Annotated in this window: 12 protein-coding genes; 5 read left to right on the plus strand and 7 right to left on the minus strand. The window is 64.4% G+C overall.

The window, feature by feature from the left end; genetic code table 11:
* Positions 1-65: 65 nt before the first annotated feature.
* A complete protein-coding gene (locus GUY30_RS16230) occupies positions 66-1,700 on the minus strand; it encodes an ABC transporter substrate-binding protein (protein WP_167199831.1) in 1,635 nt (544 codons plus the stop codon).
* A 375-nt stretch (positions 1,701-2,075) separates the two neighbouring features.
* Between GUY30_RS16230 and GUY30_RS16235 the strand changes: the two genes are divergently transcribed.
* The gene (locus tag GUY30_RS16235) at positions 2,076-3,614 is read left to right on the plus strand and encodes an alanine/glycine:cation symporter family protein (RefSeq protein WP_167199835.1); all 1,539 of its coding nucleotides are present in this window, start codon (positions 2,076-2,078) and stop codon (positions 3,612-3,614) included.
* Between the two features lie 208 nt (positions 3,615-3,822).
* On the opposite strand, the gene fbaA is transcribed toward GUY30_RS16235, so the two are convergent.
* Positions 3,823-4,848, minus strand: coding sequence for a class II fructose-bisphosphate aldolase (gene fbaA, locus GUY30_RS16240; RefSeq protein ID WP_167199838.1), 1,026 nt, complete (start codon positions 4,846-4,848; stop codon positions 3,823-3,825).
* A gap of 314 nt (positions 4,849-5,162) precedes the next feature.
* Positions 5,163-7,076 carry a BCCT family transporter gene (locus GUY30_RS16245; protein ID WP_167199841.1) on the minus strand — a complete coding sequence of 638 codons (1,914 nt, stop codon included), beginning with the start codon at positions 7,074-7,076 and terminating at the stop codon, positions 5,163-5,165.
* A 234-nt stretch (positions 7,077-7,310) separates the two neighbouring features.
* Between GUY30_RS16245 and GUY30_RS16250 the strand changes: the two genes are divergently transcribed.
* Positions 7,311-8,645, plus strand: a complete 1,335-nt coding sequence (locus GUY30_RS16250) for an MFS transporter (protein ID WP_167199844.1) — start codon at positions 7,311-7,313, stop codon at positions 8,643-8,645.
* Positions 8,646-8,738: 93 nt separating this feature from the next.
* Here GUY30_RS16250 and GUY30_RS16255 read toward each other — a convergent pair whose 3' ends face one another.
* Together GUY30_RS16255 and GUY30_RS16260 are read right to left on the minus strand one after the other, a co-directional pair.
* Positions 8,739-9,269, minus strand: coding sequence for an SRPBCC family protein (locus tag GUY30_RS16255; RefSeq protein ID WP_167199847.1), 531 nt, complete (start codon positions 9,267-9,269; stop codon positions 8,739-8,741).
* A gap of 25 nt (positions 9,270-9,294) precedes the next feature.
* Complete coding sequence (locus GUY30_RS16260; protein WP_167199850.1) at positions 9,295-9,642, minus strand: ArsR/SmtB family transcription factor; 348 nt, start codon at positions 9,640-9,642, stop codon at positions 9,295-9,297.
* Between the two features lie 102 nt (positions 9,643-9,744).
* On the opposite strand from GUY30_RS16260, the gene GUY30_RS16265 reads away from it, so the two are divergent.
* Genes GUY30_RS16265 through GUY30_RS16275 form a run of 3 tightly spaced genes read left to right on the plus strand, consistent with a single transcriptional unit; the run spans position 9,745 to position 13,057 of the window.
* Positions 9,745-10,389: a TetR/AcrR family transcriptional regulator gene (locus GUY30_RS16265; protein WP_135808842.1), complete on the plus strand. Its 645-nt coding sequence runs from the start codon at positions 9,745-9,747 to the stop codon at positions 10,387-10,389.
* Positions 10,386-11,324 (plus strand): ABC transporter ATP-binding protein, encoded by a 939-nt coding sequence (locus GUY30_RS16270; protein ID WP_167199853.1) that lies wholly within the window; start codon positions 10,386-10,388, stop codon positions 11,322-11,324. Before GUY30_RS16265 ends, GUY30_RS16270 begins: the two co-directional genes overlap by 4 nt.
* Complete coding sequence (locus GUY30_RS16275; RefSeq protein WP_228281485.1) at positions 11,321-13,057, plus strand: ABC transporter permease; 1,737 nt, start codon at positions 11,321-11,323, stop codon at positions 13,055-13,057. The genes GUY30_RS16270 and GUY30_RS16275 overlap by 4 nt, the downstream gene beginning before the upstream one ends.
* On the opposite strand, the gene GUY30_RS16280 is transcribed toward GUY30_RS16275, so the two are convergent.
* Both GUY30_RS16280 and GUY30_RS16285 read right to left on the minus strand, forming a co-directional pair.
* Positions 13,047-15,338 (minus strand): helix-turn-helix transcriptional regulator, encoded by a 2,292-nt coding sequence (locus GUY30_RS16280; protein ID WP_167199856.1) that lies wholly within the window; start codon positions 15,336-15,338, stop codon positions 13,047-13,049. The genes GUY30_RS16275 and GUY30_RS16280 overlap by 11 nt on opposite strands.
* A 288-nt stretch (positions 15,339-15,626) precedes the next feature.
* On the minus strand, positions 15,627-16,883 hold the full coding sequence (locus GUY30_RS16285; RefSeq protein WP_167199859.1) for an O-antigen ligase family protein: 1,257 nt from the start codon (positions 16,881-16,883) through the stop codon (positions 15,627-15,629).
* Positions 16,884-16,898: the final 15 nt, after the last annotated feature.

Genomic DNA, 16,898 nt, shown 5'->3' on the forward strand with positions numbered 1-16,898 from the left:
CTCACCGCGAACGCGCCACGAGGTGCAGGCGAACCGGTCGGCTCACCTGCACCTCGTGTGGGTGATCACTTGCTCAGCAGCGCCAAACGGAACTGGAAAGCTGGGTCGAGGGTGTCGTCGACGCCCTTGACGTCCTTGCCGGACACGGCGATCTGGTTGCCCTGCAGGAGCGGCAGGGTCGGCAGTTCGTCAGCCAGCTGACCCTGGATCTTCTTCAGAGCCTCTTCGCGCTTGCCCTCATCGGCGATCGAGGACTGAGCGTTGAGCTCCTTGTTCATCGCCTCGTCACGGTAGTGGTTGGCGAGGAACGACGGAGTCTCGTCCGTGTCGTAGAAGAACGGCACGAGGTAGTTGTCGGCATCCGAGTAGTCCGGGAACCAACCCAGCTGGTACATCGGGTAGACGTCGTCGGTGCGGTCCTTCGAGTACTGCACCCACTCGGTCGACTGCAGCTTGACCTTGAACAGCCCGGTCTTGTCGAGCTGGTCCTTCACCAGGGCGTACTCATCGCCCGAGGACGGACCGTAGTGGTCCGGGTTGTACTGCAGCTTGAGCTCGACCGGGGTCTTGACTCCGGCGTTCTTGAGCGCCTTCTTCGCCTTCTCAACATCGGCGCCGCCCTTGCCGTCGCCGTATTCGGACTTCAGCGGCTCGTCGGAGCCGGGCAGTCCGTCGGGCACGTGCGAGTACAGCGGGGTGAAGGTGTCCTTGTAGACCTGGCTGGCGATGGCCTGACGGTCGACGGAATCGGCCATGGCCTTGCGCACGGCGAGCGCCTTCTTCTCATCGGCCTCATCGGTCTTCGCACCGAAGGGCATCGTGTCGTAGTTGAACACGATGTAGCGGATCTCGCCGCCGGGGCCCTTGTGGACCTTGAGGTCCTCGTTCTTGCCGAGGTCCTCGACGTCGGTGGCCGAGAGCGAACGCCAGGCCACGTCGATGGTGTTCTCCTGGACGTCGAGCTTCATGTTGTTCGCGTCCGAGTAGTACTTCATCTGCACGGTCTCGGTCTTCGCGGGCTCGATGAAGCCCTTGTAGTCCGGGTTGGCCTTGTAGGTGATCAGCTCGTTGAACTTGAAGCCGTCGATCGTGTACGGACCGGCGAAGGCCTTGCCGTCGACGATGTCCTGATCCTTCGTGACCTTGTCGGCCGAGAACACGTCTTCGTCGACGATCGGTCCGGCAGCGCTGGCCAGCACTCCCGGCCAGGTCTGGTCGTTCTTGCGCTTGAGGTTGAAGACGACGGTCTTCTCGTCCGGGGTCTCCACGGACTTCAGTCCGCCCAGCAGCGAGGAGGGCCCGTTGGGGTCCTGGATCTTCAGCTGCCGGTCGAAGGAGAACTTCACGTCCGAGGACGTCAGTTCGTTGCCGTTGGCGTATTTGAGCCCGTCCTTGAGCTTGACCTCGTACTTCGTCGGCTCGGTGAAGTCAGCCGATTCGGCGATCGAGGGGTTGAGCTCGGCCGTGCCCGGCTTGTAGGCGAGGATATACGGGTAGATCTGCTGTTCGACGAGCGAGCTTCCGTTGTCGTAGGCAGCAGCCGGGTCGAGAGCCACGACCTTGTCCGTGGTTCCGACCGTGAGCATTCCGCCCTTGTCGTCCCCGCCGCCGCCTCCGGTCGTCGAGGTCGAGCAGGCGGAGAGGAGCAGAGCTCCGGCTGCGGCGATGGCCACAGCCTTTGCACCGGTTCGTCGTTTCATGGTGTTCCTGTCGTTTCAAAAGTGCTCTTCGTGTCTTCTTTGCTCGAAGAGATCCGCACCACATCATACGGTTCCCGTCCCAAATAGTGAACTGACCCACATAAAGTGATCCAGTTCGCAACGACTTCGCAACAATTCGCCGAGGCGGCCCTGCCCGGCACAGCGAAACCTCTTTTGCCGGAACGGGACACTGCGTCGGCGAATGCGATTTGCGTCACCGATGACAATCGGCTTGACTTATGAGGTGCATCACAGAGAACACATGGGAAACTCTCGTGATACTGGCCGCTGAATCGCCGGCCGGCGCTCTGGCACAGACGCTAGATAAGCAACACCGTGTCGGCGATCCCGGCGCGGAAGAACGAATGGAGAAGCGTGTCCGCTTTCATCGACTGGCTCAACGGGGTGGTGTGGTCCTCCGCCCTCGTCTACCTGTGTCTCGGCGCGGGTGTCTATTTCACGATCCGCTCCCGCGCGGTTCAGATCCGCCAGATCCCAGCCATCTTCAGGCAGATGTTCAGGGGCAAGAGCTCCAATGAGGGAGTCTCGTCCTTCCAGGCCCTCGCGATCTCTCTGGCCGGCCGTGTCGGCGTCGGCAATATCGCCGGCGTCGCCACCGCCATCGGCTTCGGAGGCCCGGGTGCCGTCGTCTGGATGTGGATCTCGGCCCTCCTCGGCGCTTCGACGTCCTACGTCGAATCCACCCTGGGACAGATCTTCAAGGAACAGGATCCCCGCACCGGTGAGTACCGCGGCGGCCCGGCCTTCTACATCGAGAAGGCCTACCGCCACACCAAGGCCCGCGGCCTGTTCAAGGTCTACGGCATGGTCTTCGCTGCCGTGACCGTCATCGCCATGTCCTTCATGCTGCCGGGCATCCAGTCCAATGCGATCTCCGGCGCCGTCGAGAACGCCTGGAGCATCCCGACCTGGGGCACCGCCATCGCGCTCGTCATCATCATGGGCTTCATCGTCGTCGGCGGAATCAAGCGCATCGCGCACTTCGCTTCGCTGGCAGTGCCCTTCATGGCCGTCATCTACATCATTGCGGCCATCGCCGTGACGATCATCAACGCCGACCAGATCGTTCCGGTCTTCCAGCTGATGTTCACCTCGGCCTTCGGCATCGATGCCGGACCGGAAGCGGCCTTCGGCGGCATCATCGGCATGGCCGTCCAGTGGGGCGTCCAGCGTGGCATCTACTCGAACGAAGCCGGACAGGGCACCGGACCGCACGCGGCATCGGCCGCCGAGGTCTCGCACCCCTCGAAGCAGGGACTCGTCCAGGCCGGCTCGGTCTACATCGACACCCTGTTCGTGTGCTCGGCGACCGCGTTCATGATCCTCTCGACCGGCATGTACAAGGTCTTCGACGCCGACGAGACGACGATCATCGGCACCGGCCGCGGACAGATGGCCGAGGAGATCGCTGCGACTCCGGGCGAGAAGTGGCCGCAGGCGGGACTCGACTCGATGATCCACGGCTTCGGGGCCAGCTTCATCGCGATCTCGATCTTCCTCTTCGCACTGACCACGATCGTCGCCTACTACTACATGGCCGAGACGAACCTCGTGTACCTGCTGGGCAAGGTCAAGAACACCTTTGTGATCGCTGTCGGCAAGCGCGTGCTGCAGCTGCTCATCCTCGTCGCCGTCGCCGTGGGTGCGATGTCGACCGCGGGCAGCGCCTGGGCGCTCGGTGACATCGGCGTGGGCCTCATGGCCTGGCTGAACATCATCGGCATCCTCATCCTGCAGCAGCCGGCGTTCAAGCTCCTGCGCGACTTCGAACGCCAGACCAAGCACGGCCTGGACCCGGTGTTCGAGCCCGAGAAGATCGGCGTGCGCAACGCCGACTTCTGGGATCAGCGCGTGGCTCGGCTCAAGGCCGGCGAGGCGGTGCCGGAAGGCTGATGACCCGCGCGGTCGGCTGACGATTCGTCGCCGCCGATCCGCGGGACACCACGAGGCCCGGGACAATGGCGTCCCGGGCCTCGTGCCATTCACAGTGGAATCTCGCCGAGAAACGGGCTGAGCGCCGAGACACGGGTGTGCACATGCGTTTCTCGACGCTTGGCCCGTTTCTCGACGGTTCACGGGGCAGGCTCTGCTGCCCACCGGCTCACTTCTTCAGGCTGGTGCCTGCCGAGCCGAGGTTCTGGCAGGCTTCGACGACGCGTTCGGCCATGGCCTTCTCCGCCGCCTTGCCGTAGGAGCGCGGGTCGTAGAGCTTCTTGTCCCCGACCTCGCCGTCGATCTTGAGCACTCCGTCGTAGTTGCGGAACATGTGCTCGACGACAGGGCGGGTGAAGGCGTACTGGGTGTCGGTGTCGATGTTCATCTTCACGACTCCGTGGCGGACCGCCTCGGCGATCTCCTCTGCGCTCGAACCCGAGCCGCCGTGGAAGACGAGGTCGAAGGGATCTTTCTTGTCGACCTCGGCGCCGACCTTCTCCTGGATCTCACCGAGGAGTTCGGGGCGCAGCTTCACGTTGCCGGGCTTGTACACGCCGTGGACGTTGCCGAAGGTGAGAGCCGTGAGGTAGCGGCCCTTCTCGCCGGTGCCCAGCGCCCGCGCGGTGGCCAGTCCGTCCTCGACGGTGGTGTAGAGCTTGTCATTGATCTCGTTCTCGACGCCGTCCTCTTCGCCGCCGACGACGCCGACCTCGATCTCGAGGATCGAGCGCGCTGCCGCCGAGAGCTCGAGCAGCTCCTCGGCGAGGACGAGGTTCTCGTCGAGCGGAACCGCGGAACCGTCCCACATGTGCGACTGGAAGTAGGGCTCGCCGCCGTTCTTCACGCGCTCGGTCGACGCGGCGAGGAGGGGCTTGACCCAAGCTTCGACGGCGTCCTTCGGGGCGTGGTCGGTGTGCAGCGCGATGTTGACGTCGTAGCTCTTGGCCACCTCGGCGGCGAAGACGGAGAACGCGATCGCACCGCGCACACGGTCCTTGACCGTCGGCCCGGACATGTATTCGGCGCCTCCCGTGGAGATCTGCACGATGCCGTCGGAACCGGCTTCGGCGAAGCCGCGGATGGCGGCGTTGATCGTCTGCGAGGAGGTGCAGTTGATCGCGGGGTAGGCGAAGCCCTGGGTCTTCGCGCGGTCGATCATCTCGGCATACACTTCGGGGCTGGCAATGGGCATACTTGCTCCTTGGTCGGGGTCGGCCGTTTCTGCTGCCACCAGCCTACTCGTTCCGTCCTGCCCATGGCAGGAGGTCCCAACGGGGCCTTCCCCGCCGAGGATGCCCTCCCCCTGATGACGCCCACGGGCGGGACCCGGCGCGCAGCTGCGGATCCCCTCGCCGAGGCTGCCCTCCCCCGGCCTGGCCCGTGAACGCCGAAATCCGCCCGACCAGATGGTCGAGCGGATTTCGTCGGAGGTCGGCCGCCTCGGCGAGGCCCCTGCCCGATGCGGAGGTCAGGGAGCGCGCCTCAGCCGGGCCGCCTCTGTGCGGATCAGGACTCGGTGTCCGGAGGTGTCTCCGTCTCCCGTGTTGGAACCTCGCGGACGTCGCGCTTGGTCTCTCGGGCCGCTGACTTCGCACGCTGCTTGCCGAGCAGACCCTGCGAGCTGCTGAGGCGGTAGTCGATGCGTTCGTCGACCTTCTCGCCCAGGTATTCGTCGAAGTCGTCGGCCAGATGCTCACCGACCTGACGGAACCGGGCCGCCCGTTCGATCGCGGCGGAGCGCTTGGCCTCCATGCTGAAGGCCTTGATCGTGGACACGCAGATGAGCAGCAGCACGATCGAGAACGGCAATGCCGTCATCAGCGAGCCAGCCTGCAGGGCTTCGAGTCCGCCGGCCGTGAGCAGCGCGATGGCGATCGCGCCTTCCAGCAGCGCCCACAGCACGCGCGACCAGATCGGCGGGTTCGGGTGACCGCCCGAAGCGAGCATGTCGACGACGAGCGAACCCGAGTCCGAGGACGTGATGAAGAAGATCGCCACAAGAATGATCGCAAGGACCGAGAGGATCGATCCCAGCGGCAGGGAACCGAGAACGTCGAAGAGGACGCGCTCGGCGACGACTCCCTCGTCCGGATCGATGAGGTCCCCGGAGCCGAAGAGCTGCTTGTGGATACCGGTTCCGCCGAGGACGGAGAACCAGAAGAATCCGACGATCGAGGGAACGAGCAGAACACCGGCGATGAACTCGCGGACGGTGCGGCCGCGGGAGATCCGGGCGATGAAGACACCGACGAAGGGTGCCCAGGAGATCCACCAGCCCCAGTAGAACAGGGTCCAGGTCGAGTTCCATTCGGCACCTTCGTCACCGGTGTAGGCGCCGATGTCGAAGGTCATGTCGAGGACGTTCGCCAGCCATACGCCGAGTGACTCGACGAAGTTCTGGAACAGGAACAGGGTCGGGCCGAAGACGAGGACCGTGACGAGCAGGACGCCGGCCATCGTGAGGTTGATGTTCGACAGCCACTTGATTCCTGCGCCCACACCCGAGACCACCGAGGCGGTGGCGAGGAGGGTGATGATGACGATGAGGATGATGAGGAACGTGTTGTCGTAGTCGCCGACGACGCCGATGTGCTTGAGCCCCGCCGAGATCTGTTGGACGCCGAGGCCCAGCGAAGTGGCGATGCCGAAGACGGTGCCGAAGATCGCGATGACGTCGATGACGTCACCGGCCCACCCCTTGACCTTGTTGCCGAGGAGCGGCTCGAGCGCCCAGCGGATCGACAAGGGACGGCCGCGGCGGTGGATGGCGTAGGCCAGCGCCATGCCGAGCACGGCGTAGAGAGCCCATGGGTGCAGACCCCAGTGGACGAAGGTCTGAGCCATGCCCATCTGCGCATTCTCGACCTCGCCGCCCGGCCAACCGGGCTTCGGTCCTGTGGTCGCGTAGGTCAGCGGTTCGGCCACACCGTAGAAGACGAGGCCGATGCCCATGCCTGCAGCGAAGAGCATCGCGAACCAGGACAAGACGCCGAATTCGGGCTTGTCATCATCCTTGCCGAGTTTGATCTTGCCGAACTTCGAGAAGCCGACGACGATCGCGAAGGCGACGAAGAGTCCGACGACGAGCATGTAGTACCAGCCGAGCTGGGTGACGATCCAGTTCTGGATGCTCGAGATGACATTGCCGGTGCCTTCGGGCAGGGCCACGGAGAACACGACGATGCCGACGATGATGACCAGTGCCGGCCAGAAGACGCGCGGTGCGATCATGCCCTTGCCGATGCGCACTCCTTGGCGCTGCAGCTTCTTTGTGATCGCGTCGTCTGAGTCGGATTCGCCGATGTGTAGTTTCTCTGGCAGATGCAGTTCAACGGGGTCTGGTTCACCGAAGAGCAGCTGTTCCTCGGGCCCCGGACCCAACCTCGTTCCCGACTGGGAATTCGGGTCGGAGTCGCTCATATCGTCCTCCTGATCGAATGATTGGATTACCGCTTCACTCTGCCCCATTCCCCAGACACCTTCAAGGCAACTTTCAGGCAAGACCGCGACCACAGGGGTGATATCCCTGGTCACGTCGAGAATTCATCGTGCACGGGATCAGGAAATGCAGCTTGTGAAAATTGGAGTCTGAACCGGAGAATCAGCCCGAGATTCAGGCCTCATTTCGGACCGTGCGTTCAGTACAGTGGCCTCATGGCCTCGACTCTGACTCCGCCCGGTTCCGGCTCCGGTCCGGGCAATCGCCTGCGCATCTTCAACTGGGCGCTGTGGGACTGGGGCTCGGCGTCCTTCAATGCCGTGATCATCACCTTCGTCTTCGCTCCATATCTGACGAAGTCCGTCGCCGCCACCGAAGAGGTCGGATCCTCGGCACTGGGCTGGTCGATGGCCGCGGCCGGTTTCGTCATCGCCGTCGTCGCGCCCGCCGCCGGCACTCGCGCCGATGCCGGAGGTCGGCATCGCCTGTGGCTGGGCGTGCACACGGCAATCGTCGTGCTCACGATGTTCGGGCTCTTCTTCGTCCGCGATTCCCCCGACTATCTGTGGCTGGGTCTGCTGCTCCTGGCCGTGGGCAGCGTCTTCTTCGAATTCGCCGAGGTGTCCTACAACGGCATCATGGTCCGCATATCCCACCCCGACAACGTCGGCAAGGTCTCCGGATTCGGTTGGGGCATGGGCTACGTCGGAGGGCTGGTCCTTCTCGTCATCCTCCTCGTCCTCGTCATCCAACCCGAGGTCGGCTTCCTCGGCGCCAGCGACGAGGCGGGACTGAGGTTCCGCATCGTCGCGGTCCTGTCCGCCGTGTGGTTCGCGATCTTCGCGATCCCCGTCCTGTTCTCGGCACCGGGCGCGAAGGTCAAGGGCCCCTCGGGCGGGCACCCGATCCGCGCGTTCCTCTCCGATTATGCGGGCCTCGTGCGTCGTCTCATCCGGATGTGGTCGACCGAGCATCAGACGCTGCGGTTCTTCATCGCCTCGGCGGTCTTCCGGGACGGACTCGCCGCGATCTTCTCCTTCGCCGGTGTGCTCGCTGCCGGCAGCTACGGGTTCTCCGCCTCGGAGATCATCATCCTCGGCGTGGCCGCGAACGTCGCCGCCGGTGCCGGTGCGATGATCGCCGGCTGGTTCGATGATCGCCTCGGACCGAAGCCCGTCATCATCGCGGGCCTCGTCGTCATCATCCTCGGCGGGCTGCCGATCCTCTTCAGCGCCGAGGCGGCCGTGTTCTGGGTCTGCGCCCTGATCCTGAGCTTCTGCGTCGGTCCGGTCCAGGCGTCGAGTCGGTCGTTCCTGGCCCGCATCACCCCACCGGAATCGGCCGGAGAGAACTTCGGCCTCTACGCCACAACCGGACGGGCCGTGAGCTTCCTGGGTCCGGCGATGTTCGCCCTGGCGATCATGATCTTCGGTTTCCAACGGGCAGGGACGCTGGGCATCCTCGTGGTCCTCGCCGTCGGTCTGGCGCTCATCATTCCCGTCCGCCCGGACGCCCCGGCCCACTCCATGCAGGCCCGCACAGAGGCGTAGCCCAACCCCGGTGCGGAACCCGCGCGCCATTCTGCGGGAGAGAAATGTTGATTTCAGCGGCGAGAATCAACATTCCTCTCCCGCGGAATCGCCCTATGAGAGTTCGCTCGGTTGCGAGTTCGCACGATTGGCGGTTCCGCTGCGAGCCAGCAGCCCGTCGATCTGGTTGATGGCTCCGGTCGAACCTTCGACGACGCCCATCTCTATGACGGTGCGCAGTCCTTCGACCGAATCGAACACCGATTCGTAGGTGGCTCGGGTTCCGGTTTCGGTCGCCTCGAAGGTGTAGACGCAGCTGCTGCCGGGCATCGATTCGACGATGGTGAAGTCCTCATCGGCGAAGTAGTCGCGGAACTCCAGTCGCGTGAAACGATCGACGGCGGTCACTTCCCACAGTCCGCAGAATCTCTCCCCTTCCGGGCTCGTCATGAAGTACGTGACTCTGCCGCCGGGTTCGAGTGAATGGTCGACGACTGTGGCCGGGTAGGTCGGAGGGCCCCAGATCTGTTCGAGCTGGCGCGGATCGGCGTAGATGTCCCACACCCGCTGGGGCGATGCCGCGAATTCGGCGACGATCGTCAGCGTCAGTGTCTCTTCGTCATGAAATGTGTCGGTGACCGGCATGGCTGCTCCTCAAAGCGTGTGATGGTCAGTCTCGCGACCCGGCCGGCTCGTCTTCGGCCAGAAGGTCGTCGATTCTCTGGACTCGTTCGACCCAGTGGTCTTCGAGCTCGGTGAGCAAGCTCGTGATGGTGCGGAGCGGACCCACCTCTGCGTGGGCGATCTGCCGTCGGCCGACTCGGCGCTTCGTCACCAGTCCCACACGTTCGAGAACGGCGACATGCTTCTGCACCGCGGCGAAGCTCATGTCGTAGTCGGCGGCCAGATCGGACACCGAAAGCCCTTCTCCAGCAACTCGGCGCACGATATCGCGCCGGGTCCGGTCGGCCAATGCCTGGAAGAGCGCATCCGCCTCGTCATCGAGAAGTCCTTTCATACAATCCATCATACAACCGAATGGTTGTATGTAAATAGAGGGAGTGGAATCTTCCGGCTGCGCCATTGACATCCACGATTGTACACGCGTTTAATATTAAACATGCGTTCAACGACTTCCGATTCCAGCCCGCGCCGCTCTCCGAACTCCTCCCCGGAGACGGCGCAGAAGATCCTCTCCGCCGCCGTCGCCGAGTTCGCCGCTCATGGGTTCACGAAGACAACTGTCCGCGGCATCGCCGCTGCGGCCGCGGTCTCCCCCGGGCTGGTCATCCACCATTTCGGTTCCAAGGACGGGCTGCGCAGCGCCTGCGATGATCACGTGTTCGACCTGATAACGAGCGCAAAGGCGCGCAATGCCGAATACGCCACCATGGCAGTGCAGATGATGTTCGACGACCCCGAACTGGCCACGGCAGTTGACTATCTCGTCAAGTCCCTGCTCGAGCCCAGCGACCACGGACAGCGCTACTTCGACCACTATGTCAACCTCGTCGAGTCCTATATCACCGAGGGATTCGCCGGATACACCTTCCGACAGAGCGAGGACTCCCACGGACAGGCGGCGACCATCGCGGTCATGGCTCTGGCACCCTCCCTGCTCGAACATCGTCTGCATTCGGTTCTCGGCACCGAAGACACTGCCGGAACGATGGCCCGACTCGCCCCGCATCTGCTCGATCTCTACCTGCATGGAGCGCTCGAATCCGTCCCCGACAACTCTGACCTAGGAGATGAGGAACCATGAGCACTGTGACCCGCACCCGTCGTACCGACGACAACCGAGCATCCGCCTCGGCGGCGATCTCGATGCGAGACGTCGTGAAATCCTACGGACGCGTCCGCGCACTCGACGGCCTCGACCTCGAGGTCGCCCGCGGCGAAGTCCACGGCTTCCTCGGCCCCAACGGCGCCGGCAAGTCGACGACGATCCGGCTCCTGCTCGGCATCCTGCGACACAATTCGGGTACGGTGCGCCTCCTCGGCGAGGATCCTTGGGCAAAGGCGGTGCCCCTGCACCGCCGCCTGGCCTATGTTCCCGGCGATGTGGAACTGTGGCCGGGGCTGACCGGCGGTGAGGCGATCGACCTGTTCGCCCGGCTGCGCGGAGGGGTCGACAGACGCCGTCGCGATGAACTCATCGAGCGCTTCGATCTCGACCCGCGGAAGAAGGGCCGAACCTACTCGAAGGGCAACCGGCAGAAGGTCGCGCTCATCTCCGCACTGGCCTCGGACGTCGAACTGCTGCTCCTCGACGAACCGACGGCCGGGCTCGACCCGCTCATGGAGGCGGTGTTCCAGGACTGCATCCGCGAGGCGAAGGACGCCGGCCGCACGGTGCTGCTCTCCAGCCACATCCTCGCCCAGGTCGAGGCACTGGCCGATCGGGTATCGATCATCCGCTCCGGTCGCATCGTCGAGACGGGAACTCTGTCCGACCTGCGGCACCTGTCGCGGACGACGATCGCCGTCGGTCTCGAACACGATGTGCCCGCCCTGTCCGAGATGACCGGAGTCCACGACCTCGTCCGCGAAGGTTCGCGGCTGCATTTCAGCGCCGATACGGCGCAGCTGCCCCGTATCATGCGGGCACTCGGCGAGCATGATGTCGAATCGCTCACCGCGACCCCGCCGACCCTCGAGCAGCTGCTGCTGCGTCACTACGGCAAGGAGGAGTCATGAATCTGCTGGCCGCGCACACGGACGATGGGGATCGCCCCATCCACGGCGGTGGGCCCACAGCACCTCGGTCGTCGCGCCATCGTGGTGCACATGAACGCGAGCGGGGCGGCCGCCTCGGCGAGTCAAGCCTGGCCGGGCTGGGTCACCTGCTGAGGTTCATGCTGCGCCGGGACCGGCTGTGGCTGCCGATCTGGGTGCTCGCCCTTTCCGCACTCACCGCGTATTTCGCGAATGCGATCGCCGTGGTCATGGATTCGGATTCGCTGCAGGCGATGACGGCGTTCGCGAAGAATCCGGTGATGGCGCTCATCACGGGGCCGGGTTACGGGCTCGACCAGGTGACCGTCCCGCGGTTCATCGTCGGCATGTACGGGGTGTTCCTCATGATCGGGGCGGCTCTGATGTCGATCCTCACGGTCTCTCGGCACACTCGCGCCGAGGAGCAGACCGGGCGGGCCGAGCTCGTCCGCGCGAGCGTCACCGGTCGGCATACTCAGCTCATTGCGGCCCTTGTGCTCACGGTGTTCATGAATCTCCTGCTCGCTGCTGGGATGGCGGCGGCGTTCGGATTCTCTCAGGCCGAACCGGATTCGTGGTCGGCGACGGTGCTGTTCGCGGTCGGGATCGGCGCGGTGGGCTGTGTCTTCGCGGCCGTCACCGCGGTCACGGTGCAGCTGAGCGCGTTCGCCAGGGCCGCCTCGTCGATGGCCGGCGCGGTGCTTGCTCTCGGCTTCGTCGTCCGCGGTATCGGCGATATGTCGGCGGTGTCCGGGGGTTCGCTCGATTGGCTGTCGTGGTTCTCGCCCTTGGGGTGGGCGCAGCAGACGGCGCCGTTCACCCTCGACCGCTGGTGGCCGCTGCTGTATTCGGCCGGTCTGTTCGCAGTCCTCGTCGTCGTGGCCGTGGTGCTGCAGTCCCGTCGCGATCTGGGTGCCGGGATCGTCGCCGAACGGCTGGGCCGGTCGCAGGCAGGACTGCTGCTGTCGACGCCGTTGGGTGTGGCACTGCGCCTGCAGGCATCGAGTCTGATCTGGTGGTCGCTGAGCATGCTGGTCATGGGAGTGGTGTTCGGTTCGTTCACCGGGCCCATGGACGAAGGAGCGGCGGGGATGCCGCCGGAGATTCTGGCGATCATGGGCGGTCGGTCCGGAATCGTCGACGGCTATCTCGGCTATACGGCCCTGTACTTCGCGATCATCGTTGCCGCGTATGCGACCATCGCCGCAGGTGGGCTGCGGTCTGAGGAATCCGCCTTCCACACCGAACCGGTGCTTGCGACCGCGGTCTCCCGCAGCGGCTGGTTGGCTTCGTGGGCCGCCGTGACGCTGGTCGGGGCGGGATGGCTGATGGTCATGGCCGGTCTTGGCGAAGGAGTAGGGGCCGCGGTGTCGATGGACGATTGGTCCCTGCTGTGGCCTGCCCTGCTCGGCCACCTCGCGCAGACGCCGTCGATCTGGGCCCTGCTCGGCTTCGCCTACCTGCTCTATGGCCTCGCCCCGCGGCTGATGAGCCTGAGCTGGATCGTCTTCGGCGCCTCGGCGGTGCTCGCGCTCTTCGGCGGGCTGATGCAGCTCGACGACGCGGTCCTCGATCTGTCCCTGTTCACCCATATCGGCCAATATCCGGCCCAGGAAATCTCCGCCGAGGCGGTGCTGTGGTTGGCCGGAATCGCTGTGGTCCTCGTCGGTGTTGGGATGGTCGGGTTCCGGAGGCGGGACCTGGTTACGGCGTGAGGTACCCCAAGGACCGGGCCCGGCTGAGAACGTCCGCCCGGTTCGAGACTCCGAATTTGCGGTAGAGGGCGGAGAGACGGTTCTTCACGGTTCCCGTGACCTGCTGCAGTTCGCCGGCGATCTCAGCCACGGACAGGCCACGTGCCAGCAGATCGATGAGTTGGGCTTCGCCGACGTTGAGCTGCGGCGCTTCTGCTAGGTCCACGGAGACCGAGCCGATATGGCACAGGCGCTCCATAAGCTGCGTCGACGAGGCAAAGGTCACGGAGAACTCATTCGCAGCATCCGCCCATACCGGCGAGTCAGCTGTGAGGTCGACGAGTCGACTGCGATCGGGCAGCGGCAGCAGTGCAAGCGGCAGCAGTGAGCTCACCCAGGTCGAAAGACTCACAGCCATCGTGAAATCACCCTGCGCTGCGGCCTCGTCCCCGGTGCGCAGCTTGGCCGCTGCTCTGATGGCGGCGAGTTCTGCGCGGCTGCGCGGACTGAGCGAACGGTGATAGAACCAGGTGTCGGCGCACGCGATCGCCTCGTCGTTGCGACCGGCCACGAGCTTTGAGCGGACGTCGAGGACGATGCGCGCATCACATGCCGGCGAGAGCCTCTCTCGGTCGAGCTCGGCCCACCGCAGCTGACCGAGTGCGATGAAGACCATGCTGCGTCCGAACGCAAGCAGATCCTTCTCGGCTGCGGATAGGCTTCCGGAGTCGCGATACCGCTCGGCATCATCGTTGACGAAGAGCAGCCCGGATTCGGACTTTGCGGACAGCACTGCCAAGGTCCGAGCGATGAGAGGCAGGTAGACCCACAAGGTTCGCAGCTCGGGGTATGCGGACAGTGCGTCGATTTCCGTCTGAGCGCGTTGCACGTCGAGACGGTCGAGGGCCCGCAGTGCCGCGGCGATACGCAGCGGCGGCGTGACGAGCTCATCGATGATGACGCTCGGCCGTGTTGCTGAACGACCTGCGACAGAGCCGGTTCCGTCACCGGCTCGGCTGAGCTCGGACGACTCTGCTGCCAATGCGAGATGGATATCGGCTCGTTCACAGTCGCCGCTGACGGCCGAGATGAGAGCCGTCCACGCGATGATTGCCGGCAGCAGGAAGTCGCCGTCGATGTGACCGGCCCGAGCGGGTCCCTCGATCTCTTTGAGCAGGGACAGTGCCCGGCGAGACTTGGCTGCATGGTGGAGTGCGATCGCAGTGAGAAGTCGGACGACTGAACGCCCACGCACACTGGGCATCTTCGTCGCGGCACGCATGCCCAATTCTTCGGCATCACCATGCCGGCCGGAATCGGCGAGACCGATCAGCTGACGAACGGTGTCGATGACATCCACCGGCAATCCGTCCGGCCGGGATTCTCCGCTCCCATCTTCTCCCGGTGCCGAGTCGCCGAGGATCGGCGGCAGTCGTGACCTCAGAAGTCCCGGGCCGGTATGCCTGATCGCGGCGGCACGGATGCGTGCCGGATCGGCGGCAGCGGAATCGGCGTCGATGTCCTCGGCGAGTGTTCCGAAGAATTCGAGTCCGGGCCAGTTCGCACGAGTCTTGGGCGGCAGAAGACGAAACGCGGTGCAAGCGGTCCGCGGAGTGAGCAGGAACATCGGTATGCCCACTGCCTCGGTTACTCGCAGGAGCTGGGGCCAATAGCCGCCGTGTCGGGCCAAGAGCAGCACGTCGCTGAGGAGTTCGGGCTCGACGGTGCCCGCCGATTCCATATGTTCGATGAGCACCTCGAGAAGTGAGGCGACCACAGGCCCCGCATCGGGTGTGGTGGTGAGGTCATATCGCAGCTTGGCCGCGATGAGGGTCGGAACCTGCAGCAGTGAGCCCCGCACCGAATCCTCTACACGAGTGAGCGTCCCGCTGGAGTGGAGTCGGATCAGCACGCCCTCGGGGTCGTTGACCCCGATTCCGCCGAGGAGGTCGTCGGCTACCGCGGTCAGCGCCCGCACGGCGGTCGTCTCCGACACAGCGCTGAGCTGAGCGAGCACCGAGGCTGCCGCCGTGTCACCGGGTCCCAGCTCCAGGGACAGCCGTGGACACAGTTCGACGACCCAATCGGCGAAGGCAGCAGACTCGGGCTCCACCGTGACCCCTGCGGTGGCTCCGGCACGGAGGACCGCCTCGGCGAAGCGAGCACGACCGGCGCATTCAGTCCACAGCAGGTGGCAGAGCTCTGTGTCGACCGGGCCCACGCCTGAAGATTCGAGTTCGACGATGAAGTCTCCCAGACTGCGGCGAGGATCTTGCGCTTTCCCTTCAGCATTCGAGCTCATGGTCGCCCATCCTTCATCTCGGCGGATCACACCCGCGTCACGCTCATCGACGTACACGTGAGCTCCTCCTTCCCTGTCCGGTCTTCACCGGCCGACCCTGTCAGCACGCAGCTCGCGAGCCTGCCCGGACTCCCAATGTGCCCGTATACCGGGTGCTTTCGTGCTCCACCGCGAGTGGTCTGCGGTAGTCCGCCAAGGGAATGCGGATACACGAACGGACCGGAGGACAGCTCCTCCTCAGCGGGAGTTCGTCTGACCTGTTCACCCGCCCCGGATACTGGCCGTCGTTCAGTTCGCCGCGTCGATTTCCGACTGTCCTCGTGCAGACTGGCGGACAGCTGCAGGCGGGAGGCCAGCATACAGAATCGGCAGAGAGACGAAGAAGATCGTGAAGAGTGTGCCCACGAGGCCGACGGTGAAGAAGGAGACGCTTTCGACGCAGGACAGACCCATGACCCCAACTGCCGAGGCGTAGAGGACATGTCGACGTCCGACGTCGAGGTGTGATCGGACGACCCTGCGCCAGGCCAACCCGAGGATCAGCAGCATCAGGATCAGCTCGACCATTCCTCCGCCGACCAACGATTCGACGAAGAAGCTGTGGAATTCCTCATAGGGCATTCCCCTCTCCTGAGCGAACATGACGCCGCGGAAGCTTCCGCTGCCGAGCAGGATCCCGTGCTCTCGCCAGATGTCGAGTCCGATCGACCAGACGACGTCGCGGCCCGCCAACGCGGCGTCCGGTCTCAGAATGAGTTCTTCGAGTTTGTCTCCGACTCCGGTGGTGACTACGACCGCGGCACCGATTCCGCCGACGGCGAGGAAAGAAGCGAAGTACTTCGGTTTGGTCCGGAGCCTGAGCACGGCGAAGACGGTGAGGAAGATGAGTGAGGCGGCAATCGATCCCCGCGACATGGTCAGAAACAGCGAGGCGATCTGCAGGGCGAAGAGACCGATGTTGTGCGCGCGACAGCGTCGGGCATGGAGGTACAGCATATGGGCGACGAGGCCGAGGAACAGGAAGTATCCGAACTGATTGCGGTTGGCGAAGAAGCTGGCGAACTCGAACTGGTAACTCGAGTCGGCGCTGAACATCAGAGGAATGTCGGATGCGTGCTGCACGAAGTTGACGATGATGGCGATGAACGTGAGCCACAGAAATCCGCCGAGAAAGGTGTGCAAGTCGTGCTCACTCGGGTGCAGCGCCTGGACCAGGCCGGCGAAGACAAGGATTCCGATGATCCCAGCGGCCGCTCCGAGCAGGTCCAGAACGTCATAGATTCCGTACCTCATGCCCACAGAAACCAGAGTGGTCGCCTGCATGATTCCGTAGACGATGGCAATCGCGATCCACGGATCCCTTGGCTGAACTCGCCAGTGGAAGGCCGCGACGACGATGACCAGCAACTGCAGCATATAGCCGATGCCCACCGCCACCATGAACGGCACCGGGACTCCGAATGCCACCACCACAGCCACCGGCACGATTGCGACCAGGAGAAGTATGAGCAGAAGCCCGCCGACTCCGCTTCGAGTCGAACTCATGCGGTGAGCAGCTGC

This window comes from Brevibacterium pigmentatum (assembly GCF_011617465.1).
Classification (GTDB): Bacteria; Actinomycetota; Actinomycetes; order Actinomycetales; family Brevibacteriaceae; genus Brevibacterium; species Brevibacterium pigmentatum.

Coding starts and splice junctions, on each gene's coding strand:
- GUY30_RS16230 (WP_167199831.1), bottom strand. CDS start 1,700: ATGAAACGACGAACCGGTGCAAAGGCTGTGGCCATCGCCGCAGCCGGA.
- fbaA (WP_167199838.1), bottom strand. CDS start 4,848: ATGCCCATTGCCAGCCCCGAAGTGTATGCCGAGATGATCGACCGCGCG.
- GUY30_RS16245 (WP_167199841.1), bottom strand. CDS start 7,076: ATGAGCGACTCCGACCCGAATTCCCAGTCGGGAACGAGGTTGGGTCCG.
- GUY30_RS16250 (WP_167199844.1), top strand. CDS start 7,311: ATGGCCTCGACTCTGACTCCGCCCGGTTCCGGCTCCGGTCCGGGCAAT.
- GUY30_RS16255 (WP_167199847.1), bottom strand. CDS start 9,269: ATGCCGGTCACCGACACATTTCATGACGAAGAGACACTGACGCTGACG.
- GUY30_RS16260 (WP_167199850.1), bottom strand. CDS start 9,642: ATGAAAGGACTTCTCGATGACGAGGCGGATGCGCTCTTCCAGGCATTG.
- GUY30_RS16265 (WP_135808842.1), top strand. CDS start 9,745: ATGCGTTCAACGACTTCCGATTCCAGCCCGCGCCGCTCTCCGAACTCC.
- GUY30_RS16270 (WP_167199853.1), top strand. CDS start 10,386: ATGAGCACTGTGACCCGCACCCGTCGTACCGACGACAACCGAGCATCC.
- GUY30_RS16275 (WP_228281485.1), top strand. CDS start 11,321: ATGAATCTGCTGGCCGCGCACACGGACGATGGGGATCGCCCCATCCAC.
- GUY30_RS16280 (WP_167199856.1), bottom strand. CDS start 15,338: ATGAGCTCGAATGCTGAAGGGAAAGCGCAAGATCCTCGCCGCAGTCTG.
- GUY30_RS16285 (WP_167199859.1), bottom strand. CDS start 16,883: ATGAGTTCGACTCGAAGCGGAGTCGGCGGGCTTCTGCTCATACTTCTC.